Source organism: Chryseobacterium sp. Marseille-Q8038 (genome assembly GCF_965111995.1).
The window spans coordinates 1,501,752-1,528,362 of record NZ_CBCOPN010000002.1; the positions used below are offsets into that span (position 1 = coordinate 1,501,752).

At 38.5% G+C, this 26,611-nt stretch carries 17 protein-coding genes, 2 tRNA genes and 3 rRNA genes; 11 read left to right on the forward strand and 11 right to left on the reverse strand.

Translation table 11 applies throughout. From position 1 onward, the window contains the following. Positions 1 to 63 precede the first annotated feature (63 nt). The 6 genes from miaE to ACWPWS_RS20805 all read left to right on the forward strand — a co-directional run bounded on the left by miaE (position 64) and on the right by ACWPWS_RS20805 (position 7,912). Positions 64 to 642: a tRNA-(ms[2]io[6]A)-hydroxylase gene (miaE, locus tag ACWPWS_RS20780; protein WP_062676098.1), complete on the forward strand. Its 579-nt coding sequence runs from the start codon at positions 64 to 66 to the stop codon at positions 640 to 642. Positions 643 to 666: 24 nt separating this feature from the next. Beyond that, entirely contained in the window at positions 667 to 1,284 is a 618-nt protein-coding gene (locus tag ACWPWS_RS20785) for a DUF502 domain-containing protein (protein ID WP_047377240.1), read from the forward strand. Positions 1,285 to 1,377: 93 nt separating this feature from the next. After that, positions 1,378 to 2,754 carry a tryptophanase gene (locus ACWPWS_RS20790; RefSeq protein WP_413930365.1) on the forward strand — a complete coding sequence of 459 codons (1,377 nt, stop codon included), beginning with the start codon at positions 1,378 to 1,380 and terminating at the stop codon, positions 2,752 to 2,754. 326 nt (positions 2,755 to 3,080) lie between these two features. Next, complete coding sequence (locus ACWPWS_RS20795; RefSeq protein ID WP_454047771.1) at positions 3,081 to 4,157, forward strand: FAD-dependent monooxygenase; 1,077 nt, start codon at positions 3,081 to 3,083, stop codon at positions 4,155 to 4,157. Between the two features lie 2 nt (positions 4,158 to 4,159). Next, positions 4,160 to 5,317, forward strand: a complete 1,158-nt coding sequence (locus tag ACWPWS_RS20800; RefSeq protein WP_454047772.1) for a pyridoxal phosphate-dependent aminotransferase — start codon at positions 4,160 to 4,162, stop codon at positions 5,315 to 5,317. Between the two features lie 162 nt (positions 5,318 to 5,479). After that, on the forward strand, positions 5,480 to 7,912 hold the full coding sequence (locus ACWPWS_RS20805; RefSeq protein ID WP_454047773.1) for a TonB-dependent receptor plug domain-containing protein: 2,433 nt from the start codon (positions 5,480 to 5,482) through the stop codon (positions 7,910 to 7,912). 43 nt (positions 7,913 to 7,955) lie between these two features. Here the strand turns inward: ACWPWS_RS20805 and ACWPWS_RS20810 are convergent, their stop codons facing one another. Beyond that, the gene (locus tag ACWPWS_RS20810) at positions 7,956 to 9,173 is read right to left on the reverse strand and encodes a PQQ-dependent sugar dehydrogenase (RefSeq protein ID WP_454047774.1); all 1,218 of its coding nucleotides are present in this window, start codon (positions 9,171 to 9,173) and stop codon (positions 7,956 to 7,958) included. Positions 9,174 to 9,279: 106 nt separating this feature from the next. Between ACWPWS_RS20810 and uvrB the strand changes: the two genes are divergently transcribed. Next, a complete protein-coding gene (gene uvrB, locus ACWPWS_RS20815; RefSeq protein WP_209786632.1) occupies positions 9,280 to 11,271 on the forward strand; it encodes an excinuclease ABC subunit UvrB in 1,992 nt (663 codons plus the stop codon). A 77-nt stretch (positions 11,272 to 11,348) separates the two neighbouring features. Here the strand turns inward: uvrB and ACWPWS_RS20820 are convergent, their stop codons facing one another. The 4 genes from ACWPWS_RS20820 to ACWPWS_RS20835 form a co-directional block, all read right to left on the reverse strand. Beyond that, positions 11,349 to 11,576, reverse strand: a complete 228-nt coding sequence (locus ACWPWS_RS20820; protein WP_309513051.1) for a DUF3820 family protein — start codon at positions 11,574 to 11,576, stop codon at positions 11,349 to 11,351. Positions 11,577 to 11,595: 19 nt separating this feature from the next. After that, the gene (locus ACWPWS_RS20825) at positions 11,596 to 12,675 is read right to left on the reverse strand and encodes an AI-2E family transporter (protein ID WP_209786629.1); all 1,080 of its coding nucleotides are present in this window, start codon (positions 12,673 to 12,675) and stop codon (positions 11,596 to 11,598) included. 14 nt (positions 12,676 to 12,689) lie between these two features. Further along, complete coding sequence (locus ACWPWS_RS20830) at positions 12,690 to 13,418, reverse strand: beta-carotene 15,15'-monooxygenase (protein ID WP_209786628.1); 729 nt, start codon at positions 13,416 to 13,418, stop codon at positions 12,690 to 12,692. Between the two features lie 72 nt (positions 13,419 to 13,490). Beyond that, positions 13,491 to 14,216 carry a hypothetical protein gene (locus ACWPWS_RS20835; RefSeq protein WP_454047775.1) on the reverse strand — a complete coding sequence of 242 codons (726 nt, stop codon included), beginning with the start codon at positions 14,214 to 14,216 and terminating at the stop codon, positions 13,491 to 13,493. 45 nt (positions 14,217 to 14,261) lie between these two features. Here ACWPWS_RS20835 and ACWPWS_RS20840 point away from each other — a divergent pair, with 45 nt between their 5' ends. After that, a complete protein-coding gene (locus tag ACWPWS_RS20840) occupies positions 14,262 to 15,239 on the forward strand; it encodes an aminodeoxychorismate synthase component I (RefSeq protein WP_454047776.1) in 978 nt (325 codons plus the stop codon). Then, entirely contained in the window at positions 15,223 to 15,849 is a 627-nt protein-coding gene (locus ACWPWS_RS20845) for an aminotransferase class IV (protein ID WP_105684018.1), read from the forward strand. The genes ACWPWS_RS20840 and ACWPWS_RS20845 overlap by 17 nt, the downstream gene beginning before the upstream one ends. 2 nt (positions 15,850 to 15,851) lie before the next feature. On the opposite strand, the gene menD is transcribed toward ACWPWS_RS20845, so the two are convergent. After that, the gene (menD, locus tag ACWPWS_RS20850) at positions 15,852 to 17,522 is read right to left on the reverse strand and encodes a 2-succinyl-5-enolpyruvyl-6-hydroxy-3-cyclohexene-1-carboxylic-acid synthase (RefSeq protein WP_454047777.1); all 1,671 of its coding nucleotides are present in this window, start codon (positions 17,520 to 17,522) and stop codon (positions 15,852 to 15,854) included. Positions 17,523 to 17,606: 84 nt separating this feature from the next. Between menD and ACWPWS_RS20855 the strand changes: the two genes are divergently transcribed. Both ACWPWS_RS20855 and ACWPWS_RS20860 read left to right on the forward strand, forming a co-directional pair. Next, complete coding sequence (locus ACWPWS_RS20855) at positions 17,607 to 18,557, forward strand: isopenicillin N synthase family dioxygenase (protein WP_209786625.1); 951 nt, start codon at positions 17,607 to 17,609, stop codon at positions 18,555 to 18,557. A 396-nt stretch (positions 18,558 to 18,953) separates the two neighbouring features. After that, on the forward strand, positions 18,954 to 19,115 hold the full coding sequence (locus ACWPWS_RS20860; protein ID WP_165791697.1) for a bacteriocin-like protein: 162 nt from the start codon (positions 18,954 to 18,956) through the stop codon (positions 19,113 to 19,115). Between the two features lie 779 nt (positions 19,116 to 19,894). Here ACWPWS_RS20860 and rrf read toward each other — a convergent pair. The 5 genes from rrf to ACWPWS_RS20885 form a co-directional block, all read right to left on the reverse strand. Further along, positions 19,895 to 20,002: ribosomal RNA gene (rrf, locus tag ACWPWS_RS20865) — 5S ribosomal RNA — on the reverse strand. A gap of 145 nt (positions 20,003 to 20,147) precedes the next feature. Beyond that, positions 20,148 to 22,889, reverse strand: a 23S ribosomal RNA gene (locus ACWPWS_RS20870). A gap of 204 nt (positions 22,890 to 23,093) precedes the next feature. Beyond that, a tRNA-Ala gene (locus ACWPWS_RS20875) sits at positions 23,094 to 23,167 on the reverse strand. A gap of 97 nt (positions 23,168 to 23,264) precedes the next feature. Continuing rightward, positions 23,265 to 23,338 (reverse strand) — tRNA-Ile (locus ACWPWS_RS20880). A 212-nt stretch (positions 23,339 to 23,550) separates the two neighbouring features. Next, a 16S ribosomal RNA gene (locus ACWPWS_RS20885) occupies positions 23,551 to 25,069 on the reverse strand. Together the 16S, 23S and 5S rRNA genes with 2 tRNA genes alongside form the textbook arrangement of a ribosomal RNA operon. Between the last annotated feature and the right edge of the window lie 1,542 nt (positions 25,070 to 26,611).

Below are 26,611 nucleotides of genomic sequence, written 5' to 3' on the forward strand. Positions count from 1 at the left end.
TCAAATTGAAATAAAGTCACATTCCTTACCTCAATTTGTTTAAATTTACAAAAATTTTACAACATGTTTAAGTTGAAACTACCTACCGATCCAAGGTGGGCAAATATTGCAGAAGGAAACATTGGAGAAATTTTAACGGATCATGCCTGGTGTGAGCAAAAAGCAGCTACCAATGCCATAGGGCTGATTACAATGCTTCCGGAATATCCTGAGATTGTGACCGAACTTCTTGCCATTGCACAGGAAGAATTAGATCATTTTAATCAGGTGCATGAAATCATTAAGAAAAGAGGTTTTACTTTTGGAAGAGCCAGAAAAGATGATTATGTCAATGAACTGGCAAAATTTATTGTGCAGGGAAGCAGAGAAGACCTCATCGTAGACAAAATGCTTTTTGCGGCTATGATTGAAGCCAGAAGCTGCGAAAGATTTAAGGTTCTTACCGAAAACATCAAAGACGAGGAGCTTAAAGTTTTCTACAAAGAACTGATGATTTCTGAAGCCAATCATTATACAACTTTCATAGGATTTGCAAGACAGCTTGGAGATCCTGAAAAAGTAAACAAACGTTGGGAAGAATGGCTGGAATATGAAGCCAATATTATTAAATCCTACGGAAACAAAGAAACCATCCACGGTTAAAATAAAAATAGTAAAGAGTATCCATTGAAGAAGCCAAGCTTTGAAAATATCGCCAATCTATTCCTGAAAAATTTTTTCCAGGGGCTCGTGATTATTGGTCCTATCGGGCTTACCATTTTTGTCATCTGGTATATCGTAAGTGCGATTGACAATCTTGTTCCTTCTCTTGCCAAGCAGATTCCGGGGCTCGTATTTGTATCCATCATTCTGTTTACGGCTATTTTAGGATATTTAGGAAATAAATTCGTTGTCGGAAGATTCTTTTTCGATACGATGGACAGCTTACTGGAGAAAACTCCGGGAGTAAAACATATCTATACTCCTACGAAAGACGTGATGTCTTCATTCGTGGGCGACAAGAAAAAATTCAACGATCCTGTATGGGTAAAAACCAATGAGAATCCGGAAATCTGGAGAATCGGCTTTTTAACTCAAAAAGAAATGTCGGACGTTGACAAGCATAATTACGTTGCGGTATATCTTCCCCACTCGTACGCCATCTCGGGCTGGGTAATTGTTACTGAAGAAAAAAACATCAAACCTGTAGTGGGAATGACAGCGGCTTCTGCCATGAAGTTTGCAGTGAGTGGCGGTGTAGCCGGATTCCATTCTGATGAAAATATATTTAAGGCTCCGGAATAATTTCTTTTTCCGCCTTATTTATACATTGATGAAATTTGAAAAATTATTTTCAAGCACATTTTCTTTACAAACAATTTAAAACATATTTAACTCATGAATTTACCGTACGCGGAACCTTTCCGCATTAAAATGGTGGAGGAAATCTACCAATCTACAAGAGAAGAAAGAGAGCAATGGCTTAAAGAAGCGAATTACAATCTTTTCAATTTAAGATCTTCACATGTTTACATTGACCTGCTTACGGATTCCGGAACCGGAGCAATGTCTGACAGACAATGGTCAGCTTTGATGACAGGAGATGAAAGCTATGCAGGATCCCGTTCTTTCGAACAATTACAGAAAACTGTCGAAAAAATTACAGGATTCAAATATTTATTACCAACGCACCAGGGAAGAGCAGCAGAAAACGTTCTTTTTTCAGTATTGGTAAAAGAAGGTGATGTAGTTCCCGGAAACTCTCATTTTGATACCACAAAAGGACATATCGAAATCAGAAAAGCTCATGCCATCGACTGTACAATTGATGAAGCTTTTGATATTAATGATCTTCACCCTTTCAAAGGAAACATCAACCTTGAAAAACTGGAAGAAGTTTATAAAAGCCATCCTAAAGAAAACATTCCTTTCTGCTTAATTACCATTACCTGTAACTCTTCCGGAGGACAGCCTGTTTCTCTGGAAAACATGAAGGCGGTAAAAGCTCTTTCTGACCAATATGGAATCCCTGTATTCTTTGATTCAGCAAGATTTGCAGAAAATGCCTATTTCATCAAAAAAAGAGAAGCAGGACAGGAAAACAGAAGCATTAAGGAGATCTGTAAAGAGATTTTCTCTTATGGAGACGGGATGACGATGAGTTCCAAAAAAGACGGTTTAGTAAATATAGGAGGTTTCATTGCATTGAATAATGAGGAAGTTTTCAGAAAAGCATCCAATTTTACCATAATCTACGAAGGATTTATTACTTATGGAGGAATGGCCGGAAGAGACATGGCAGCATTGGCAGTAGGTCTTGATGAAGCTACTGAATTTGCTTACCTTGAAAGCAGAATTTCTCAGGTTGAATATCTGGGGAATAAATTAATAGAATATGGAATCCCTGTTCAGAAACCTATTGGAGGACATGCTGTATTCATTGATTCTTTAAATTTCCTTCCGAATGTTTCCCGTGAAGAATATCCGGCACAGACCTTAGGACTTGAAATTTATAAGGAAGCAGGGATCAGAACTGTAGAAATCGGAACTTTGTTAGCCGACAGAGATCCTGCAACAAGAGAAAACCGCTATCCGAAGTTAGAACTGGTACGTCTGGCAATTCCTAGAAGAACTTATACCAACAACCATATGGATTATATTGCTGCTGCTATCAAAAACGTATATGAAAGACGTGAAGAAATAGCAAAAGGATACAAGATCACCTGGGAACCGGAAATCTTAAGACACTTTACTGTTCAGCTTGAAAAAGCGTAATGATAGAACCGGAAATTTTTTCCGGTTTTTTTATGCATTAATATTTGAGAATTCATCAAACAGGAAGAAGTTTACCTGTTTTTGTTTTCGCTGTCATCACTAACCCAACAACCTTATAATCATTTAGATATTATAAATAAAATAAATCAATCATATTTTTTTATTGCTAATAATACGTCATGCTTTTCATTCTATTTTTTATAAAACAAAAATCAAATTGACCATTTTTTGAGATAGTGAAGGTTTTTAATTTTAATTTTGTATTTATCTAAAGGAGATAAAAAAAATACTTAAAAAACCAACCTGAAAAATACATTATTCCGCAAATGAAGAAAATTACTGTCGTGGGCGCCGGTATTTCCGGCTTAAGCATGGCGAATTACTTAGAAAAATATAAGATTGATTATCACATTTATGAAAGAAGAAAAAGGAAAGATCTGGCAGGTCACGGCTTTCTCATTCCGAAGGAAGGGATGGACTATCTTTATCAAATCATTACCCCTGATCTTCTTCTCAAAAATGGAAATTTCCTGAAAAAATATGTACAGTATTCTCACACCGGAAAATTTCTGGCAGAAAAAGATCTGGATAATGTTTTTGCAATTTCGAGACACGCATTGATTAATCTGTTAGCCCAAAACATTTCTGCTGAAAAGATATCATACGAAGAAACCATATTCTACGATGATCAGCAAAGTGACAACCTTAAGTTTTCTGACGGAACCAATGTTGGTGCAGATATTATTGTTATTTCTGACGGATCCAGAAGCCGCATCAGGAAGAATCTTTTTAAAGATGAAATAATGAGAATGGTAAGAGAAAGTGAGGTCGTTAATATCATTCAGAATAAAGAAATTGCAGATTCTATTGAAAATGACTTTATGAAATTTCATCATGAAGAAGGCGGTCTGACATTCGGGATTCTTAAGCTGTCTGATGATACGATTCTTTGGTATTCACAGTTTGATAACCAAAAATACACAATCAATGAGTGTTCTGCAGAGAATCTAAGAAAATATATGCTTGAAGTTTTTGAAAACTGGCATCCTATAGTTCCGGAAATCATACGAAAATCAGACTATAAAAATGTACATTTATGGAATGTTTATGAGCTGGAAGAACTCAATCCATTTTATAAAGAAAACACCGTATTTATCGGTGACGCAGCACATCCACTGATTCCATTTACAAGCCAGGGAGTTACTTCTGCTTTGAAAGATTCTTTTTTACTAACGAAATATTTAGTTGAAGAAAATTCCATAGAGTATGCTTTCAGTAAATATGAGTCTGAGAGAAAACCTGAAATCGAGGTTCACATCAGCAATGGGAGGATATTACTCAATCAGTTTTTACTCCCTCTCAACCAACAAACAGAAAATATTTTACCCATATCTTATAAATAAATATGTTCACCAATAACGATATCAACTTTGAAGCGCTAAAAAGAAAGGCCTACAACGGAAGATGGGCAACCCTGGAAGACGGAATTATCCCTCTTACAGCTGCAGATCCCGACTTCAGAACGGCTCCCGAAATAGAACAGGGAATTATTGAATACCTGAAAGACGGCTATTTAAGCTACGGTCCGTTTTCGGGACTTCCGGAATTCAAAAAAAGTGTTGCAGATCATTTCAATATGGAGAAACACGGAACTTTTGCTCCTGAAAATATTCTGGCAGTCAACAGTGCTGCCCAGGGAATGTTCCTGATTGCTTCTTATGTTCTGAATCCGGGAGATGAAGCCATAATTCTGGATCCGGTAGATTTTCTTTTCAAAAAATCGGTAGAAACAGCAGGTGGAAAAGTAATGCTTTGCCCTGTAAATACGATAACCGGAGACATTGATTTTGAAAAACTGGTTTCTCTAATTGGTCCCAACACCAAGCTTATCAGCATATGCAATCCTCATAATCCACTTGGAAAAGTTTATTCTAAAGAAATATTGATTAAAGTAGCAGAGATTGCTTCAGCCCATGATCTTTGGGTCATGAGTGATGAAATCTGGAGTGATATTATTTATGACAATAAAAGCTTTCATACCTATTCTTCAGTATCTGAGAAGGCCAGGAAAAAGAGCTTTACAGTATATGGATTTTCAAAATCATTCGGAATAGCAGGATTGAGAATTGGGGCAGTATTGTGTCATGATCAGGATATCCTTGAAGATTTCACAGAGAAATCCAATTTCAACTCCACTATAGAAGGCGTTTCTACTTTGTCACAGATCGCCGGAAGTGTAGCTTTGGAAAAGGCAAAACCCTGGTATAAGGAATTTTTAGCTCATTTACAGAGTAACAGGAATCTTGCGTTTACATTATTAAGCCGTTCAGAAATTCTAACTCCTAATCTGCCTGAGGCAACTTTTGTACTGTTTCCAAAGATAGAAAACGGAATGACCAGTGATGAATTTGCCCAGCACGTTTTAAAGCACGGAAAAGTAGCGATTGTTCCCGGATCAGAAAGATGGTTCGGAAAAGGAGCAGAAGGACATATCAGAATTTGCTTTTCTACCTCACAGGAAATTTTAGAAGAAGGAATTAACAGAATCATTACCAGCTTTTAACATTAAAATTTTTAATTAAATTCGGATAATACATTATTATTTTTCCAAATTTAACCCAAATCAACATTAAATTAAGATATTCATACTAAATATTTTATTTTAATGTTGATTTAAAAATAAATATTGATAATTTTGATTGAATCACCACTTAAAATTATTAATATGAAAATAAAATACATCAGCATTATTTTCCTTGGAGTTTCTACTCTCTCCTATGCCCAGCAAATAAAAGACACTCTGAAAGAATCAAAGATTGACGAAGTAGCCATTACCGGAAGCCGAAACAAAAAAAGAACGGTAGTCAATACGCCTGTACCCATCGATATTATAGACATTAAACAGGTAAGCCAGTCCACAGGACAGGTAGAAATTAACCAGCTTTTGCAATTTTCTGCTCCATCTTTCAACTCCAATAAACAATCAGGATCTGACGGTGCTGATGCTGTAGATCCGGCTACTTTAAGAGGTCTTGGCCCTGATCAGACTTTACTTCTTTTAAATGGAAAACGATACCATCAGTCTTCACTGATTAATCTTTTCGGAACCAAAGGAAGAGGAAATACCGGATATGATATGAATACCATTCCGATTGGCGCGATAAAAAGAGTGGAAGTTCTACGTGACGGAGCATCAGCTCAGTACGGTTCGGATGCTATTGCAGGAGTAATTAATGTTATTTTGAATGACAGAGACAAAGGTTTTGAAGGAAATCTATTCACAGGAATGAACCTTTTTAAAAGCCCCGGAAACAATGATGTAGTCTCTGATCATAAAATAGACGGAACTACTTTTGATTTCAGTGGAAATTTAGGAACTAAAATAGGTTCAAAAGGAGGTTTTGGAAACTTTACCGTAGAATTTATCAATAAAGATTATGCGATACGAAATGCAAATCCGGATGTGTACACATCACCAAGACAGCGTTTCGGGGATGCAAAAGCGCAAAACATTTACTTTTTTGGAAATATTGAGGTACCCTTAACTGATGGTCTGAAATTCTATTCCCGTCAGGGCTTTTCACATAGAAACACTAAGGCTTATGCCTGGACCAGAACACCTGATGCAGACGGAAATATTCCTGAAGTTTATCCTAACGGATTCAACCCGATTGAAAACACCAGCATTACAGATTTTACTTTTGATAATGGCTTAAAATTCAAAGTTGCAAACTGGGATGTAGATTTCTATAATGCTTTTGGTAACAATAGATTTACTTACCAGATTGATAATACGATCAATGCTACTTTAGGAGTTAAATCTCCTACAAGCTTTAATGCAGGAGGACACTCACTGCTTCAGAATACCACTGGGTTTAATGCTGTGAAACAGTTTAAAGTACTGGAAGGGCTTAATATCGCTTTCGGATCTGAGTTCAGATATGAAAAATTTGACATCATCAAAGGAGAAGAAGCCTCATATGCCATGTATGATATTAATGGAAATGTAGTTACAAAAGATACTCCTCAAAATTTATGGGTAACAGTTCCAGGTTCTGATCCTCTGCGTTATCGTCCGGGAGGGTCTCAAGGGTTTCCAGGCTATTCTATTGATTTTGGCAAGAGCAGAAACAACTTTGCGGCGTATGTAGACACTGAACTGGATGTAACCAAAAACTGGATGATAAGTATTGCCGGAAGATTTGAAAATTATAATGATTTCGGAAGTACCCTGAATGGTAAGTTTGCTACAAGATATGCTATCACTCCACAGTTTGCGTTCCGTGGGTCTGTTTCTACGGGATTCAGAGCGCCTTCTCTGGCTCAGAAATACTACAGCCAACAGTTTACCAACTTCCAGGGAGGACAGTTGGTTACAATTCAGCTGGCATCTAACGACAGCAAGCTGGCAAGCAGCCTTGGAATCCCTCAACTGAAACAGGAAACCTCTGTGAACGGAAGCGCCGGATTTACTTTCAATACAGGAAAATTCACAGCAACAATAGATGGCTACTATATTCGTGTAAAGGACAGAATCGTTTTGACCGGATATTTTGCACAAGCAGACTTACCGGCAGATGTTCAGGCAGAGAATCCATTCATCGATCAGGTACAATTCTTTTCCAATGCTATTGATACCAAAACAAAAGGGGTTGACCTTATCTTAAGTTATACTGAAAACATTGGTTCCGGAAAACTGGCTGCTACTTTAGCCGGAAACTATAATGATATGGAAATCACCAAAGTAAATACTTCAGAACAGCTGGCGGGAAAAGAAGACATTTACCTAAGTGCAAGAGAAAAGGCTTTTATCCTTGCTTCAGCTCCGAAGACCAAGGTTAATTTAAATCTTAATTATAGACTCAACAAATTTAATGTAAACTTACAGATGGTAAGATTTGACAAAGTAACCCTGATTGGCTATGACGACTCAGAACAGGTCTATAATCCAAAAGTTACCACCGATCTTTCTTTCGGGTACGAATTCTGCAAGAACCTGAATCTGACTTTAGGAAGTAAAAATCTGTTCAACAGATATCCTACTTTACAGACCTCCCATGTATCTAGCGGAAATACAGAAGCCGGAGGTATTTTTGATCCTGTTCAGATGGGATTTGCCGGAAGACAGGTTTTTGCCAGACTCAACTTTAAGTTTTAACTGAAATAAAAACTCCTGAAGATTCTCAGGAGTTTTTTTTATGTTATTTTTTTGAAATTTTATAAAGCTTACCACTGTCTGTTACAGCATAGAGATTTCCGTCCATCCCATTCAATACATCACGGAAACGTTCTTTCTGATCTGCAAGAAGGCGTTCTTCTCCCACTACTTTATTATCTTTCATTACGATTCTGTTGATATGCTCGCCACTCAGACATCCGATAATGAGATTTCCTTTCCATTCATCAATATTCCCCGTGTAAAAAGTAATACCACTGGGTGAAATCACAGGATCCCAATAATAAACCGGTTGTTCTGTTCCTTCTCTTTGGGTTATTCCGTTTCCTACTTTGTCTCCGGAATATTCAATCCCATACGTTACGTCTCCCCATCCATAATTTTTTCCCGGTTGAATCAGATTAATCTCATCTCCTCCTCTCGGTCCCATTTCCACATCCCATAAATTTCCATTGGAATCGATTGCCATACCTTGAGGATTACGGATACCATAGGCATAGATCTCAGGCTTAAAGCCTTGCTTCCCAATAAAAGGATTTCCCGGAGCAGGCTTACCTTCTTTTGTAATCTTTAGAATTTTCCCAAGATAATTATCTGTTTTCTGGGCGTAAACACGGGTTACTTTATCTGATCTTTCTCCGGTACTGACAAATAAGTTTCCATCTTTATCAAAAGCCAGACGGCTTCCATAATGCTTATCTCCGTCATAAGAAGGTTCGGCACGGAAAATAACTTTCACCTCTGAAATATTTTTGAGATCTGCAGACAACTTCCCTTTCGCAACAGACGTTAAGTTTCCTTTTCCAAAAGGTTCAGAAAAACTGAAGTAAATAATAGCATTGGTTTTAAAATCAGGATCAAGGGCTACATCCAGCATTCCTCCCTGCCCTTTAGAATCCACTTTTGGAAAGCCTTCAATTTTTGACACCTGTTTTCCATCTGTTGAAACAACATTCATATGCCCTTTTTTATCCGTAATGAGAAACCTCCCATCAGGCAAATTGATAATTCCCCAGGGCCTTCCCAAATCTTTATTCAATATTTCTACATTATAGGCGGTTGTTGTCTTCACAGCCTTGATTCTTGTCTGTCCTTTAAATGCCGGCTTATAATCAGAATTAGGATTTTCCGTTTCCACACTTCCGTCATTTCCTGTCTTCTGAGCATTGGCATGATTCTCTTTACATGAAGATAAAAAAAGAAAAAGGCTTACTACAGGGATGTAAAATTGATTGATTTTCATAGCATTATGATTAGGTGATTGTAGGCTATGAATGGAAAAATAATGCCATAAAACATTATCCTGCCTAATAATTTCTTTTGTATTTTTGTTGTATACATTCTTTTCTATGGATTTTAAGCTTCAATCAGAATATAAACCTACAGGAGATCAGCCTCAAGCTATTGAAAAACTTACCGAAGGAATAGAGATCGGTGAAAAATATCAGACGCTTCTTGGGGTAACAGGTTCCGGAAAAACCTTTACGGTTGCAAATGTTGTACAAAATGTTCAGCGTCCGACATTAGTCCTGGCACACAATAAAACACTGGCAGCACAGCTTTTTATGGAATTTAAAGAATTCTTCCCGGAAAATGCGGTGGAATACTTTGTCAGTTACTATGATTACTACCAGCCAGAGGCCTATATTGCCACAACAGGAACTTACATTGAAAAAGATTTGAGTATCAATGAAGAGGTAGAAAAATTACGTCTTTCCGCTACGGCCAGTCTTCTTTCAGGGAGAAGAGACGTTTTGATTGTAGCCTCAGTTTCATGTATTTATGGTATCGGAAACCCCACAGAATTTCATAAATCTTTAATTTCCATAGCGATTGGTGAGAAGGTCACAAGAACCGCACTTCTTCACTCATTAGTAAACGCACTCTATGCCAGAACATTAAACGAGTTCCAAAGAGGTACATTCCGAGTGAAGGGAGATGTAATTGATGTTTTTCCTGCATATACTGATAATGCCATCAGAATTCAGTTTTTTGGAGATGAAATTGAAAAAATCCAAAGCTTTGATCCTGTGACGGGGAATGTAGAAGACAATTTTGATCAGATACAAATTTACCCTGCCAATCTTTTTGTAACCTCGAAGGAGACCTTAAACGGTGCCATTAAAGACATTCAGGATGATATGGTAAAACAGGTTGATTTCTTTAGCTCTGTTGGAAAACCATTAGAAGCCAAGCGACTTCAGGAAAGAACCGAATTGGATCTTGAAATGATTAAGGAGCTAGGCTATTGTTCAGGAATTGAGAACTATTCGAGATACCTGGATGGCCGTCTTCCGGGAACAAGACCTTTCTGCCTGATTGACTATTTTCCTAAAGACTTTTTGATGGTTATTGATGAGAGCCACGTTACAGTTCCACAGGTTCATGCCATGTATGGTGGTGACCGAAGCAGAAAAGAAGCATTAGTGGAATATGGTTTCAGACTTCCGGCTGCTATGGACAACAGACCTTTAAAATTTGAAGAATTTGAGGCCATTCAGAATCAGGTAATATATGTATCTGCAACTCCTGCAGATTATGAGCTTGAGAGAACCGGAGGCGCTTATATAGAGCAGATTATCCGTCCAACAGGACTTCTTGACCCTATTATTGAAGTAAGACCTACCATCAACCAGATTGATGATCTGATGGAAGAAATCCATAAAAGATCTGATGCTGACGAAAGAGTATTGGTAACCACTTTAACGAAGAAAATGGCTGAAGAACTTACGAAATATTTTACCAAGTTCGGGATCAGAACACGATATATTCACTCTGATGTTGAAACACTGGAACGTATTCAGATCATGCAGGATCTTCGTTTAGGGCTTTTTGATGTATTAATTGGAGTCAATCTATTAAGAGAAGGACTGGATCTACCAGAAGTTTCATTAGTAGCCATTCTTGACGCAGATAAAGAGGGAATGCTCAGAAGCAGAAGATCAATGATACAAACCGTAGGTCGTGCCGCAAGGAATGTAAACGGAAAAGCGATCATGTATGCAGACAAAATCACCAAATCGATGCAGGCTACATTGGATGAAACCGAATACCGTCGTGCCAAACAAATGAAGTATAATGACGATCACGGCCTGAAGCCAAAAGCATTAAATAAAAAGATTTCTGAAAATCTTGTAGGGAGAAGCAAAGATTTCCCTGATGAAAAATATACCCAAAAAGAAATTCTTCAAAAAGTTGCTGAAACAAAAGCCAGTTACGCAAGTGAAGATATTGAGAAAATGATTGCCCAGAAACAGAAAGAGATGGAAGCTGCCGCAAAAAATCTTGATTTTATAAAAGCAGCCAAACTGAGAGATGAAATTGCAGCCTTAAAAGCTTAAACAACTGATAATAAAAGATTTTCGGCGGCATCTTCGATGCCGCCGAAATCATATCTAAGATTGATATATTTTAATTTTTACAATCCATTCCTTACTGCTGCCCTGATAGGAACCAACAGATCCATAAGTCCATTTAGTTTGATCTCATAAACCGTTGAAAGCTGCATTCCCAGTTTTCCCTTTGGCATTCCGTTTTTATTGAACCATTCCAGGTAGCTGATCGGAAGATCAATAAGAACCGTTCCTTCATACTTACCAAAAGGCATTTTCATTACACAGATTTCTTTTAATATTTCGGGATTCAGTCCTTCCACTTTTATATAATTAAATTAATTTTTCTTTAATATCATCCTCACCGGGTAATTCAAGATCCGGAGGGGTTTCTTCATCCGAAAATTCATTTCTGTATACCTGAACCAAAAGAAGGGTCAATGAGATCAGAATAGGTCCGAAAATAAGCCCCATGAAGCCAAACAGATTCATTCCCATGATGATTCCGAATACGGTATTCAGTGGGTGAATATTTTCCAGTTTCTTTAAAAGGGTAAAACGAAGAAGATTATCTGTAAGACCTACCACCACAAGACAATAGATTGCCAAACCAATTCCTTGCCCGGTATTGCCTTCTGCAATCATAAAGATACACACCGGAACATAGATAATAGCCGTTCCTACTACAGGAATCACAGAAGCAGCAGCAGTTAATGCAAAAAGCAATATTGCTCCCGGTGCTCCAAAAATAAGATATCCTATAAGGGCAACTATTCCCTGTCCTACTGCCACTACCGGAATTCCGATAGCATTTGCCATGATCAACTTTCTCATTTTATCGCCAATTAAAGAAATGTTGGATCTCTTCAACGGTGCGGAAGAAGTCAGGATCTTTTCAAAGAGCCTCGGCCTTTCCAGCATAAAATAAAGAATGAAATACATGGACATCACTACGGTAAGGGTATTGAATGTACCACTGACTGCTGATGTAGAAAATTTTCCTACATTATCTTTAAGCTTTGCCATATTCTCCTTACTCAGAATATCAAATCCTGTTTTAGAGAAAATATAGGAATGGATTTTATCCAGGAAAATATTGAACTTGGCCATATAAGCCTGAGCATTTCCCAGTTTATCAATAATCAGATCAGCAATAAAATAGATAGGAAGAATAAGAACAATAAGACTCGCCAACATGAGCACAAAAGCGGCCAGTGACGGTTTCCATTTTTTTTCTTCCTGCAGATAAAAATTATACTTTCTGCAGACTACATAAATGGTAATTGCTCCCAGAACTGAGGGAATAAACAATGCCAGATTGAAACAGATCAACCCTGCCAATACCAGAATAATGGCCAGCAATGACATCTGCTTTATCGCAACACTGCTTATTTGTTTGTCCTTATTCATCATGTATTTTTATATTTTTATTTGCTGAACATAATTTGTCTTGGTTTTCCTAAGAAAGCACAATAGGTGGAGTACATTACAATCATAATAAACGGAGCCGTCAGGATCACTCCTATTCCACAAAGGATCACTCCGGCGATAGAAATCAGAAATCCTAAAAATCCTGTTAATAAGAAAATTCCATAGTTTTCTTTAGCAATATTGAAAGACTTCGATAAAGCGTCTGTAGCTGAAGCATTCTCGAATAACAGAATCGGATATCCTATCAAAAGGAAAGGATACACAAAAATGATAGGTAAAACACACAATGCCAATGCAATTGAAGAAATAATACCGGAAAGAAGACTGTAGATCAGTATATTTACAAAATTCTGACGGTAACCGATGAAAAGGTCGGAAAACTCAATTGGATTTTTGGTATTGTATTTATTCACCATGTAGATCAGTCCTACATATAAAGGAGATAACAAAAGTCCGAAAAGGCTGGAAGCTCCCATATACAAAGGAAGTCCCGGAGCACTCCAATAATTAAAATCGCCATCTGAGGATTTCATTTCTTCAACCATTGAAGCAGAATCAAATCCGGTAAGCATTTGAATAAGAGATCCTCCAATCAGGTAAATGATCATTGCTACGATTCCGTAACCGAAAACACCTTTATACATTTCAAAGGCATGAGAAATAATTGATCCCGTATCTCTGTTAGGTACAGAGCCTTGCTGATCAAATTCGTTAAATTCAGACATAGTTTAAATATTTAATGATTTTACCAAATTTACTTTTTTTTAGTAAAAAATCATATTAAACACGAATGAATTTTAACTTTTCTCTGAAAAAACGGTTTTATAAAGAGAGTAAATCATTGCATTCCAAAAAGGAAAAGTGAAAAGTCCACCTACTAAAAACAGAGCAAAACCTAAGTACTTAAATAGAAAAGCAACTATCACACACACCATTATTTCTACGAAATACATTTTAAGCGCTTTAAAGTTCAGAGAAATCGATTCAAAAATCCTCTTGTTAGTAAAGAACATCAACGGGGCAACAAATATCGTTACAGCAACCCAAATCACAGCCAAAACAATTGTTGGAATAGTAAACCTGTAAATAAAGAACCAGAAAAGAAAATATCCTACATACTTAAAAAAGTTAAGTCCATTGTAACCAGCAAACAAATCGCCTATTACAACATTTTCTTTAAGGTCAAGTTTTCGGAAAATCTGGAACATTCCAAGATTCAACGGATATAAAAACGCTGTAGTACCCCAAATGGCCAATGTGAACATCTGATAATTTTCAGTCGCTGTTATTTTCTCCATTTTTTTCAGATAAACCTGAGTTCCTTCCATAAAAGCTTCCTGCAATTCCTTGTTATAAGAAAAAATGTCATATTTCTGCCCGAAAAGCATAACAGCGGTAAGCAATATTCCAAAAAAGATGATTGAAAACATCAACTGAAAAACGAGTGTCTTATTCCAATAAAAAAATGCCTGCTTCAATATAAAATCAATTCCCGGTTTCTGAGGATATTTGTTCTGCATCATAAAAAAATTTATGCAAAAGTAAACATCAATAAGTATTTTTGCAGAATGTTTTCAGTGAATCATCAAAAATTTATGGAAATGGACGAGCTTTCCCTTCAGAAGGTTCCCTATTTTTTCGTCATCGACTTTCTCACAGAGAATGTTGAAATATATCAGGAACATGAAATTGAAAAAGAGGGTTTAATTATTGATTTCAAAGAACTTACAGAACCAAAAGAGACCCATACACTAGACAAAAAGGTAATATGGAAGTCATTTCCTGAGACACTGGAAAGCTTTAAAATAGGCTTTAACAAGGTTCAGAAAAATATTCGTTTAGGAAACTCTTATTTAGTAAATTATACTAGAAAAACAAAAATAGAGACCAATTTAACCTTAGAAGAAATTTTTTACCACTCAAATGCGAAGTACAAAGTTTTTTATAAAGATTTTTTTGTATTTTTTTCTCCTGAAACTTTTGTAAAGATTATTGATGGTAAAATTCTGACTTATCCCATGAAAGGTACAATTGATGCTTCTATTGAAAATGCAGCAGAAATTCTAAAAAATGATAAGAAAGAAAAGGCAGAACATTACACGGTAGTAGATTTGCTCCGAAATGATCTGAGCATGGTAGCTGATGATGTAAAGGTAGACCAGTTTCAGCATATTGATTTTATCAAAACCCAGCAGAAGGATCTGTATGCCATGAGTTCTGAGATTTCAGGAACAATAAAACCTGAATTTGACGGAAAAGTAGGAAGTATTATGCAAAAGCTTCTTCCTGCGGGCTCTATTTTAGGAGCTCCAAAACCTAAAACACTGGAAATAATTCTGGATGCGGAAGGATATGACAGAGGGTATTACACAGGAGTTTGTGGCTGGTTTGACGGTCAAAATGTTGACAGCTGTGTAATGATACGCTTTATTGAAAAAGAAGGAGATCAACTTTATTTCAAAAGCGGAGGCGGTATAACGCACATGAGTAAGTTAGAAGACGAGTATCAGGAAATGAAAAATAAAATCTATGTCCCAATTCATTGAAAGCATTAAAGTAGAAGATCAGGAGGTTTTTCTATTGGATCTACATCAGAAACGTGTCAATCAAACATTTTCCCATTTCGGGAAGGAAGACTCTATCGATCTGGCCAAGATCTATAAAAACCTGCAGCATGATGAGGATGGTCTTTTCAAACTAAGAATTGCCTATGACCTTGATAAAAGAATCAGGACACAGATGATTCCTTATGCTATTCCTGAAATACAGGATTTCAAGCTGGTAGAAAACAACAGCTTTGATTATTCATTTAAATTTGAAGACCGAAAAGAGTTGGATAAGATGAAAATGAAAGCAAAAGCTGAAGAAATCATCATTGTCAAAAACAATCATATCACTGACACCTCTTTTTCCAACCTTTTGTTTTTAAAAGGAAAAGATTGGTTTACCCCTTCTACCTATCTGTTAAACGGAGTACAGAGACAGCATCTTTTAAAGCATAAAAAGATCAAAGAAACGGAGATTACTTTACAGAATATAAAGCAATTCACCCATTTCCAGATCATTAATGCGTTGAATGATTTTGATGATATGTTTATCTACCCTATCGACAGGATTATCAATCTGCCAGGGAACGAGGAATATCTTGATCTTTAACCCTATTTCATAAATTCAAAATACGACTTCAGTACATCTGCGCTGTTCTTCCCGTGAGTATTTACTTCCAGGATTTTTGGCTGTGCATCAGGTTTGAAGAAATTCTCAAGCACCCTGTCCAGCGTAAGCTCGTCCTCTACCCGAATATAGGAGAATCCGAAATGTTTTGCCAGATATTCTGCATTCTTACGGTGTTTTGTAGCAATAAATTCATCCAGCGTATTCGGATTGGCATTACCAGGCCCCGGAATGATTTTAAAGATGTTTCCTTCACCGTTATTGAAGATCATAATTCTTACAAATGGTGGAATATATTGATTCCAAAGACCATTGATGTCATAAAAGAAACTTAAATCTCCTGTTATTAATAAGGTTGGATTTTCATTTTTGATAGCAAATCCCATTGCCGTAGAAGTAGAACCGTCAATACCGCTTGTTCCTCTGTTACAATATATTTTTCTCTTTCCAAAATCAAACAGCTGTGCATATCTGATTCCGGAGGAGTTACTGATATGGATATTATAGTTTTCAGGAATCGTTTGTGATGCCTTATTGAAGAAATAAAAATCTGAAAAATCAATTGTATTCAAAAACTGTTCATGCTTGGCATCTTTTTTATCCCTTAAAACATCCCAAAGATTAAAATAAGGTCTCGGCTCCAGATTGATAAATTTCAGCAGTTTTGAGAAGAATACTTCGGGCTTAACTTCTATCTTTTCTGTGAGGGAGAAATAAGTATCAGGCTGCCACACTTCATCCAGGTGCCAATGCTGCTTCGGGTGGGCTTTTCTCAGGAATTGTTTTACCTTTTTGGAAACCACATTCTGTCCTATCGTAATCAACAGATCAGGGGCATAGGTTTTATAATCTTCTTCCGTAAAATTGAAAATATAGCGGTCTATATGTTTGAAGAACTTCTCGTGATGTAAATTTGAGTTGGCTTCACTTAATACAACAACAGAATGGTTTTTCACCAATTGAGTTAACTGACTTTCCAGTTCCGGACTGTAATCTCTCGTTCCCACCAACAGCAAAATTCTTTGTGAGGTATGCCATTCTGCAATCAGATTGGATGGAATTTCATACTCTTTATGTTTGATTGTTTTTTCAACAGTAGGAAAAGTAGGAAGCTCAGATACCAGCTCATATAAAGGTTCTTCTAAAGGAATATTAATATGTACCGGGCCTTGTTTCTCAAAACAAAGCTCAATAGCTTTTTTAATGATATCGAAATTAATATCTTCTGCATTTTCTTTGCTGTCTTCCAAAAGCTGAAAGTCACCATAGGAATGCTGATGAAAAACATCTTTCTGTCTAATCGTCTGCCCATCAAAAATATCAACAAAATCAGTAGGTCGGTCTGCCGTCAATACCAAAAGGGGAACATTCTGATAAAAAGCTTCAGTCACTGCAGGATAGTAATTAACTACTGCTGATCCGCTGGTACAGGTAATCGCTACAGGTTTTTTCTCGCTTTTTGCCATTCCCATTGCCACGAAAGCAGCACTTCTTTCGTCTACAATACTGTAACAGTTGAAACTATCTACCTCTGAAAAATGAATGGCCAAAGGAGCATTTCTTGACCCCGGAGAAATTACGATATCTGCAATTCCGTACTGCTGAAGAAGATGTGCAAGTATTTGGATACTTCTCTTAGAAGAATATTTTTTCATACAGCAAAATTAACTTATAAATAATGATTTTAAAATCATTTAATTTAAAAAAAATGTAATTTTGCTGTTCGTAAATTTCTAAAAATGGATAAAATACCTAGTGTAGACCTGCGTGATTTCCTTTCGGACAACCCGGAACGCAAACAGAAATTTGTAAATGAAATCGGAAAAGCTTATGAAGAAATTGGTTTTGTAGCCTTAAAAGGCCACTTTCTTGATGACAACCTAGTGGAGGATTTGTATGGAGAGGTAAAAAACTTTTTTGAACAACCAGTGGAAACGAAACAGAAGTATGAGATTCCAGGAATTGGTGGACAGAGAGGTTATGTAGGATTCGGTAAAGAAACTGCAAAAGGTTTCAAAAAAGGAGACTTAAAAGAATTTTGGCATTTCGGACAGTATTTGTCTGATGATTCAAAATACAAAACTGAGTATCCGGACAATGTAATCGTTGATGAACTTCCAAAATTCAACGAAGTAGGTAAAGAGGCATTCCAGATGCTTGAGAAAACAGGACAGTATGTGTTAAGAGCTTTAGCACTACACCTTGGGTTAAATGAGTTTTATTTTGATGATAAAATCGCAGAAGGAAATTCTATTTTAAGACCTATTCACTATCCGCCAATCACCGAAGAACCAGATGATGCGGTAAGAGCTGCTGCTCATGGAGACATTAACCTTATTACCCTTTTAATGGGGGCACAAGGTAAAGGTCTTCAGGTTCAGAACCACAACGGAGAATGGATTGATGCCATTGCTGAACCAGATGAACTGATGATCAATGTTGGTGATATGCTTTCAAGACATACGAACAACAAATTGAAATCTACCATCCACAGAGTGGTAAACCCGCCAAGAGAAATGTGGAGTACTTCAAGATATTCAATTCCTTTCTTTATGCATCCTATCAGTGCAATGTCTTTAAATGCACTTGAGAACTGTGTAGATGAAAACAATCCAAAATTATACGAAGATACAACTGCCGGAGAATTCCTGCATGAAAGATTAATCGAATTAGGATTGATTAAAAAATAAGAAAAGAATGGGCTGTTTCAAAATTGAGACAGCCCATTTTATTTAAATGCGAACTGCCTTTTTGCCCTATTCTATTATACTATAAAATTCCGTAGTTTCTTAGGCTGCCTGAAACTATTTAAAGACAGATATAAGCATCACAACCAAGGTTCTTTATCTTCCCTGGATAAACTCCTTTCATTCAACCTCCTTTAAGTCTGTTTCTTCACCAATACATATTTTCTATTCAAACTTTTATTAGATGTTTCATCACCCAGATCTTTAGTTTTTTCTTGAGCTGTAAGCTTTTCGGGTCATTATTTTAAACTACATTAAATTTTTATTTTCATAAAGACTATTTAATTAAAAATATTTTAACTAATTTTACTTTAACTACAAATTTTTAATTAAAACGATATGAAAAATTTAAAAAAACTACAAAAGGGCCAATTAAAAAACATTTCTGGAGGTGCTAATCTTCCTGAAACAGATTTCTGTATGTACTACTGCAATGGAACCATTGTATGTGCTACCTGCAGTGATGATTTTAAATGCCCGGACACAAACAGTGATATGTAAGATTGAAAGTCCCAATATCATAAATAAGAACCGTTTCTTTACGAAGCGGTTTTTTTTATTTCTTCTGGATTAAGATAAGGCAGGTTCTGAGGATTTATATATATTTTCCATACCAGATAAGCTTCCAGGGATAATAAGCCTTATATGAGCGTAAATAATCAGCGTATAAATAATGAACACTTCCTCTTGATTAAATAAAGAAGTTTAATAAATTTAAGTCGTGATATTTCAGGAGCTGTATCCCGCTATTCATTCATACTCCTCGCGCCTGCACACTCCCACGCTCAGCCCCACTCACTCGCCAATCCAAGCTGTGGGGTAACCATTGCTATCGGGGCTAGGAGAAAGTCAATTATGAATTATAAGTTATGAATGATGAGTTTCGGGATTTGAAGGAGAAATCGTGAATTTCTGATTTGGTTTGATGAATTTTAAAATGTGAATTGCCCTATTTCATATTCAATAGGAGCGGGCTTTAGCCCGTTTTATTAAAATTTCTTTCTTCCTATAGGCTTTAGCCAAAACTTATTATTTGGTAAGACATCCGTTGAGGAAAATGATACAATACAGTCCCGAATTGTTTAGACTCCTGGGGAGTGGACAATAGTGCTGGGTAGAGATGAGTAATGGGTAATAAGTAATGATAGCATACGTTGGATATTACTCATTGCTGATTGCTGATTACTCATTATTGATGTTGGGTTGGGATTTGTCAGGGTATAGTATATAACAAAAAAATCCTTTATCATCAGATAAAGGATTTTTAAAAATAAAATAAAAACTGGCGGCGGCCTACTCTCCCGCGTTAGCAGTACCATCGGCGCTGGTGGGCTTAACTTCTGTGTTCGGAATGGGAACAGGTGAGCCCCACCGCTAAAACCACCCTAAAGGTTGTATATAAGATGTCAGATGTAAGACAGCAGATGTCAGACGAATTTGTCTGAGATCTGAGATCTAATCTCTGATATCTGTTTTAAGCGATAAAAACTTTCACAAAGAGGTAACCTTGCTGCACTTCCGTGCGCCATATCAGGCTATAAATCTACGGGTAATTAGTACTACTTGGCTATGACATTACTGTCTTTACACCTATAGCCTATCAACGTCGTCATCTCCAACGACCCTTAAAAGATGTCTCATCTTGAGCGAGTTTCGCACTTATATGCTTTCAGTGCTTATCTCTTCCAAACGTAGCTACTCAGCAGTGCACCTGGCGGTACAACTGATACACCAGAGGTTTGTTCAATTCGGTCCTCTCGTACTAGAATCAAGCCCTCTCAAACATCTAACGCCCGCAATAGATAGAGACCGAACTGTCTCACGACGTTCTGAACCCAGCTCGCGTGCCACTTTAATGGGCGAACAGCCCAACCCTTGGGACCTTCTCCAGCCCCAGGATGTGACGAGCCGACATCGAGGTGCCGAACCTCCCCGTCGATGTGAGCTCTTGGGGGAGACTAGCCTGTTATCCCCGGAGTACCTTTTATCCTATGAGCGATGGCCCTTCCATACGGAACCACCGGATCACTATGTCCTGCTTTCGCACCTGATCGACTTGTAGGTCTCACAGTCAAGCACCCTTATGCCATTACACCAAGCGTGCTGAGGGTACCTTTGAAAGCCTCCGTTACTCTTTTGGAGGCGACCACCCCAGTCAAACTACCCACCACGCAATGTCCTTCTAAAAGAAGTTAGGCTCCAAGTAAGTAAAGGGTGGTATTTCAACGTTGGCTCCACAAACACTAGCGTGCCTGCTTCAAAGCCTCCCACCTATCCTACACATTACTTACTCAAAGTCAATACGAAGTTATAGTAAAGGTTCACAGGGTCTTTTCGTCCCATTGCGGGTAATCGGCATCTTCACCGATACTACAATTTCACAGAGCTCATGGTTGAGACAGTGCCCAGATCGTTACACCATTCGTGCAGGTCGGAACTTACCCGACAAGGAATTTCGCTACCTTAGGACCGTTATAGTTACGGCCGCCGTTTACTGGGGCTTCAGTCAATGCCTTCGGTTTAACCCTAAGCACCTTCCTTAACCTTCCAGCACCGGGCAGGTGTCAGACCCTATACTGCATCTTTCGATTTTGCAGAGTCCTGTGTTTTTGATAAACAGTCGCCTGGGCCTCTTTACTGCGGCCACCATTGCTGATGGCGTCTCTTCTCCCGAAGTTACGAGACTATTTTGCCTAGTTCCTTAACCATGATTCACTCTAGCACCTTAGGATTCTCTCCTCGACTACCTGTGTCGGTTTTGGTACGGGTTGCTTCACTTCGGCTTTTCTTGGAAGCACTTTCCCTACAGCAGCTTCGCCCGAAGGCTAGGCCTTGACTATTCCGTCAGTCTCCAGTAAGTACGGCACTCCGTCCCCTTTTTAGTGTGAGCAAGTATGGGAATATTAACCCATTGTCCATCCACTACCCCTTTCGGGTTCGCGTTAGGTCCCGACTAACCCTCAGCTGATTAGCATGGCTGAGGAAACCTTAGTCTTTCGGTGAGCGGGTTTCTCGCCCGCTTTATCGTTACTTATGCCTACATTTTCTTTTCTATCCGCTCCACAATACCTCACAGTACTGCTTCGGCGCAAATAGAATGCTCTCCTACCAGATGTATCTAAAATACAAATCCATAGCTTCGGTAATATGTTTATGCCCGATTATTATCCATGCCGGACCGCTCGACTAGTGAGCTGTTACGCACTCTTTAAATGAATGGCTGCTTCCAAGCCAACATCCTAGCTGTCAATGCAGTCCAACCGCGTTGCTTCAACTTAACATATATTTTGGGACCTTAGCTGTTGGTCTGGGTTCTTTCCCTCTCGGACATGGACCTTAGCACCCATGCCCTCACTGCCGTAGAACATTTATTAGCATTCGGAGTTTGTCAGGAATTGGTAGGCGATGAAACCCCCGCATCCAATCAGTAGCTCTACCTCTAATAAACTTATATACGACGCTGCACCTAAATGCATTTCGGAGAGTACGAGCTATCTCCCAGTTTGATTGGCCTTTCACCCCTACCCACAGGTCATCCGAAGACTTTTCAACGTCAACCGGTTCGGTCCTCCACTCTGTGTTACCAGAGCTTCAACCTGCCCATGGGTAGATCACAAGGTTTCGCGTCTAATCCTACTAACTATACGCCCTATTCAGACTCGCTTTCGCTCCGGCTCCGGTACTTAATACCTTAACCTCGCTAGTAAAATTAACTCGTAGGCTCATTATGCAAAAGGCACGCCGTCACACCATATAGGTGCTCCGACCGCTTGTAGGCGTACGGTTTCAGGTTCTATTTCACCCTTCTATTCGAAGTGCTTTTCACCTTTCCTTCACAGTACTTGTTCACTATCGGTCTTTCAGGAGTATTTAGCCTTGGAGGATGGTCCCCCCATATTCAGACAGGATTTCACGTGTCCCGCCCTACTCATTTATCATCCAAATATGCCTTTCGAGTACAGGATTATCACCTTCTATGATTGTTCTTTCCAGAACATTCCTCTAAACATATAAAGACTTTTGGGCTAATCCGCTTTCGCTCGCCACTACTTACGGAATCTCTTCGATTTCTTTTCCTCCGGGTACTTAGATGTTTCAGTTCTCCGGGTTTGCTCCTCCTAAGAGGTGACTGGTCTTCAACCAGCCGGGTTGCCCCATTCGGACATCTGCGGATCAATTCGTGTGTGCCAATCCCCGCAGCTTTTCGCAGCTTACCACGTCCTTCGTCGCCTCTGAAAGCCTAGGCATCCGCCATACGCCCTTAACGATTTCTTTCCTAATATTTAAATTAGTTCAGTATTTTTTGATAAACTCTCGTCTATCGATATTTTTATAAACTCGGCACTCGAAAGTGCTCGGTTATCTCTTTGTGATGTCTTTACCGTTAATGTCAATGATCTTAATGTCTTCTTGTCTGCTTAATGAACAGATATTGTTTTTGGCTCTATCCGTAACTTTTAAATTAAGCTTCCAAAACTGTGGAGAATAAGGGAGTCGAACCCTTGACCTCCTGCGTGCAAGGCAGGCGCTCTAGCCAGCTGAGCTAATTCCCCTCTAGTAGAAATTGTAAATTCTAGATTATAAATTTTAAATCAAACATGCGTTATAATCTAAAATCTATAATTTATAATCTATAATCCCTTCAATTAGTAGTCTCGGGCAGGCTCGAACTGCCGACCTCTACATTATCAGTGTAGCGCTCTAACCAGCTGAGCTACGAGACTTCATTATTAATTTTAAATTTTAAATTGAAAATTTTAAATGATTCTTAAATCTAAAATCTATAATTTATAATCTAAAATCTCTCTATCCCTTTACTAATTTCTAGTGGGTTTTGTATTTTTATATAGCAACCAAACAAAAAACTAAAGCTTGAACTTTAAGTAAGTGCTGTATCTTGCGATACTAATTTTGTTTATCGTCCTAAGACGCTCTAAAATGAGATGTTCCAGCCGCACCTTCCGGTACGGCTACCTTGTTACGACTTAGCCCTAGTTACCTGTTTTACCCTAGGCAGCTCCTATTACGGTCACCGACTTCAGGTACCCCAGACTTCCATGGCTTGACGGGCGGTGTGTACAAGGCCCGGGAACGTATTCACCGCGCCATGGCTGATGCGCGATTACTAGCGATTCCAGCTTCATAGAGTCGAGTTGCAGACTCCAATCCGAACTGAGACCAGCTTTCGAGATTTGCATCACATCGCTGTGTAGCTGCCCTCTGTACTGGCCATTGTATTACGTGTGTGGCCCAAGGCGTAAGGGCCGTGATGATTTGACGTCATCCCCACCTTCCTCTCTACTTGCGTAGGCAGTCTCACTAGAGTCCCCAACTTAATGATGGCAACTAGTGACAGGGGTTGCGCTCGTTGCAGGACTTAACCTAACACCTCACGGCACGAGCTGACGACAACCATGCAGCACCTTGAAAAATGTCCGAAGAAAAGTCTATTTCTAAACCTGTCATTTCCCATTTAAGCCTTGGTAAGGTTCCTCGCGTATCATCGAATTAAACCACATAATCCACCGCTTGTGCGGGCCCCCGTCAATTCCTTTGAGTTTCATTCTTGCGAACGTACTCCCCAGGTGGCTAACTTATCACTTTCGCTTAGTCTCTGAAGCTTGCGCTCCAAAAACGAGTTAGCATCGTTTACGGCGTGGACTACCAGGGTATCTAATCCTGTTCGCTCCCCACGCTTTCGTCCATCAGCGTCAGTTGTTGCTTAGTAACCTGCCTTCGCAATTGGTGTTCTAAGTAATATCTATGCATTTCACCGCTACACTACTTATTCCAGCTACTTCAATAACACTCAAGACCTGCAGTATCAATGGCAGTTTCACAGTTAAGCTGTGAGATTTCACCACTGACTTACAGATCCGCCTACGGACCCTTTAAACCCAATAAATCCGGATAACGCTTGCACCCTCCGTATTACCGCGGCTGCTGGCACGGAGTTAGCCGGTGCTTATTCGTATAGTACCTTCAGCTTCCCACACGTGGAAAGGTTTATCCCTATACAAAAGAAGTTTACAACCCATAGGGCCGTCGTCCTTCACGCGGGATGGCTGGATCAGGCTCTCACCCATTGTCCAATATTCCTCACTGCTGCCTCCTCCGTAGGAGTCTGGTCCGTGTCTCAGTACCAGTGTGGGGGATCACCCTCTCAGGCCCCCTAAAGATCGCAGACTTGGTGAGCCGTTACCTCACCAACTATCTAATCTTGCGCGTGCCCATCTCTATCCACCGGAGTTTTCAATTTTAAATGATGCCATTCAAAATATTATGGGGTATTAATCTTCCTTTCGAAAGGCTATCCCCCAGATAAAGGCAGGTTGCACACGTGTTCCGCACCCGTACGCCGCTCTCTAGATCCCGAAAGATCTATACCGCTCGGCTTGCATGTGTTAGGCCTCCCGCTAGCGTTCATCCTGAGCCAGGATCAAACTCTCCATTGTATGTTTGTCTGACTCACTCAAAGTTTTTTAACGCTTTAGTTTTTCCTTACTTGGTTGTTATATTGTATGTCAATGATCTTTATATCTTTCGCTTTTCAACGAAGCAATCTCTCTGTCAGTGTCGCTCCGTATTTGCGAGTGCAAAAGTAAAACTTTATTTCTTAATGACCAAATGTTTTAAAAGAAAATTTTAAAGTTTTTTAAGTAACCTTAATCTCTCTCCTAAACCCTCAATCATTCTACTCCTGCGCTCCCTCTAATTGGGACTGCAAAGATACAAACTCTTTTTAAACCCGCAACTCTTTTTAATAAAAAAATTAAAGTTTTTTGTTTGTCTCTTTTTGAAGTATCATATGGTCTCTGCTTATCTAAAAGCTCTTCTGCGCTACTGAACTACTCTCGTTTTTCAGTGGGGCAAAGATAACAACTTATTGCAACGCAAAACAACTTTATTTAACATAAATGTTATATCCTCGTAATATTTGAACATAAGCCACTGATACAAAGTGAGAAAAATTTTAAACATTTGTTTGGGATTCCCAGTGGGAGGGTTTGAGGGTGGGAGAATTTGAGGGTTTGAGCGTGAAAGGGGGAATCATGAGTAATTAGTAATGAGTAATGAGTAATGAAAGATATATATTCTATATAGGATATGTATAAAAGATAAGTTTTGGCTAAAGCCATAGGAAAGGAATATTTTTGATAAAACGGACTCTCTTCGTCTACACTCAGGATTATAGCCCGTTTCTATTGAATATGGTTGTAGAGTGAATAGGTACTGGTTGGGATGCGTGGCTATTTTTTCCCACAGATGGCACGGATTTGCACAGAGGATGATGGATATAATATAGGTATACAAAAAAAGTGTGTAGTGAAAACAGGATAAAGCATGCTAATATTGAATATGGTTGTAGTGGGAATGAATAAAGCGTGGGATGCGTGGTGATTTTTTCCCACAGATGGCACAGATTTGCACAGAGGATGATGGATATAATATAGGTATAAAAAAAGTGTGTAATGAAAACGGGATAAAGCTACGCTAATATTGAATATTATCGTTGCGGGAATGGATACAGGTTGGGGTGCATTGTGTTTTTTTTCCACAGATGGCACAGATTTACACAGAGAATACTGGATATGATATAGGTGTACGAAAAAGATGTGTAGTTAAAACTTGATAAAGCATGTTCTTATAGTATATAAATACTGCTGATGATATAGAATAGGGATAGTAATAATACGAAGCCTGAAAATCCGGAACTCAAATATTAAAAAACAGAACTCGAAACACGTAACTCAAAACCCAAACCCTGAATTCATCATTTATCATTTATAATTCATCATTTGCCTTCTCCTCTAGCCCTGATAGAAATGGTTACCCCGCAGCTTGGGTTGGAGAGTTGCTGGGTTGGAGCACTAGAGAGCCGCTGGCGTGAGGAGTATGAATGGATAGCAGGAAATAGCTCCTGAAAAACGAATGCTATACTATATATATGATGATATATTGATAGCAAACTGATTTTGGAAGAAAATTTATTGGAA

Bases quoted from the DNA above. Each gene is read 5' to 3' on its own strand.
- miaE (WP_062676098.1), top strand. From the start codon at position 64: ATGTTTAAGTTGAAACTACCTACCGATCCAAGGTGGGCAAATATTGCA.
- ACWPWS_RS20830 (WP_209786628.1), bottom strand. From the start codon at position 13,418: ATGTCTGAATTTAACGAATTTGATCAGCAAGGCTCTGTACCTAACAGA.
- ACWPWS_RS20840 (WP_454047776.1), top strand. From the start codon at position 14,262: ATGTTTTCAGTGAATCATCAAAAATTTATGGAAATGGACGAGCTTTCC.
- ACWPWS_RS20860 (WP_165791697.1), top strand. From the start codon at position 18,954: ATGAAAAATTTAAAAAAACTACAAAAGGGCCAATTAAAAAACATTTCT.
- menD (WP_454047777.1), bottom strand. From the start codon at position 17,522: ATGAAAAAATATTCTTCTAAGAGAAGTATCCAAATACTTGCACATCTT.
- ACWPWS_RS20855 (WP_209786625.1), top strand. From the start codon at position 17,607: ATGGATAAAATACCTAGTGTAGACCTGCGTGATTTCCTTTCGGACAAC.
- ACWPWS_RS20795 (WP_454047771.1), top strand. From the start codon at position 3,081: ATGAAGAAAATTACTGTCGTGGGCGCCGGTATTTCCGGCTTAAGCATG.
- ACWPWS_RS20845 (WP_105684018.1), top strand. From the start codon at position 15,223: ATGTCCCAATTCATTGAAAGCATTAAAGTAGAAGATCAGGAGGTTTTT.
- ACWPWS_RS20790 (WP_413930365.1), top strand. From the start codon at position 1,378: ATGAATTTACCGTACGCGGAACCTTTCCGCATTAAAATGGTGGAGGAA.
- ACWPWS_RS20800 (WP_454047772.1), top strand. From the start codon at position 4,160: ATGTTCACCAATAACGATATCAACTTTGAAGCGCTAAAAAGAAAGGCC.
- ACWPWS_RS20810 (WP_454047774.1), bottom strand. From the start codon at position 9,173: ATGAAAATCAATCAATTTTACATCCCTGTAGTAAGCCTTTTTCTTTTT.
- ACWPWS_RS20835 (WP_454047775.1), bottom strand. From the start codon at position 14,216: ATGATGCAGAACAAATATCCTCAGAAACCGGGAATTGATTTTATATTG.
- ACWPWS_RS20825 (WP_209786629.1), bottom strand. From the start codon at position 12,675: ATGATGAATAAGGACAAACAAATAAGCAGTGTTGCGATAAAGCAGATG.
- uvrB (WP_209786632.1), top strand. From the start codon at position 9,280: ATGGATTTTAAGCTTCAATCAGAATATAAACCTACAGGAGATCAGCCT.
- ACWPWS_RS20805 (WP_454047773.1), top strand. From the start codon at position 5,480: ATGAAAATAAAATACATCAGCATTATTTTCCTTGGAGTTTCTACTCTC.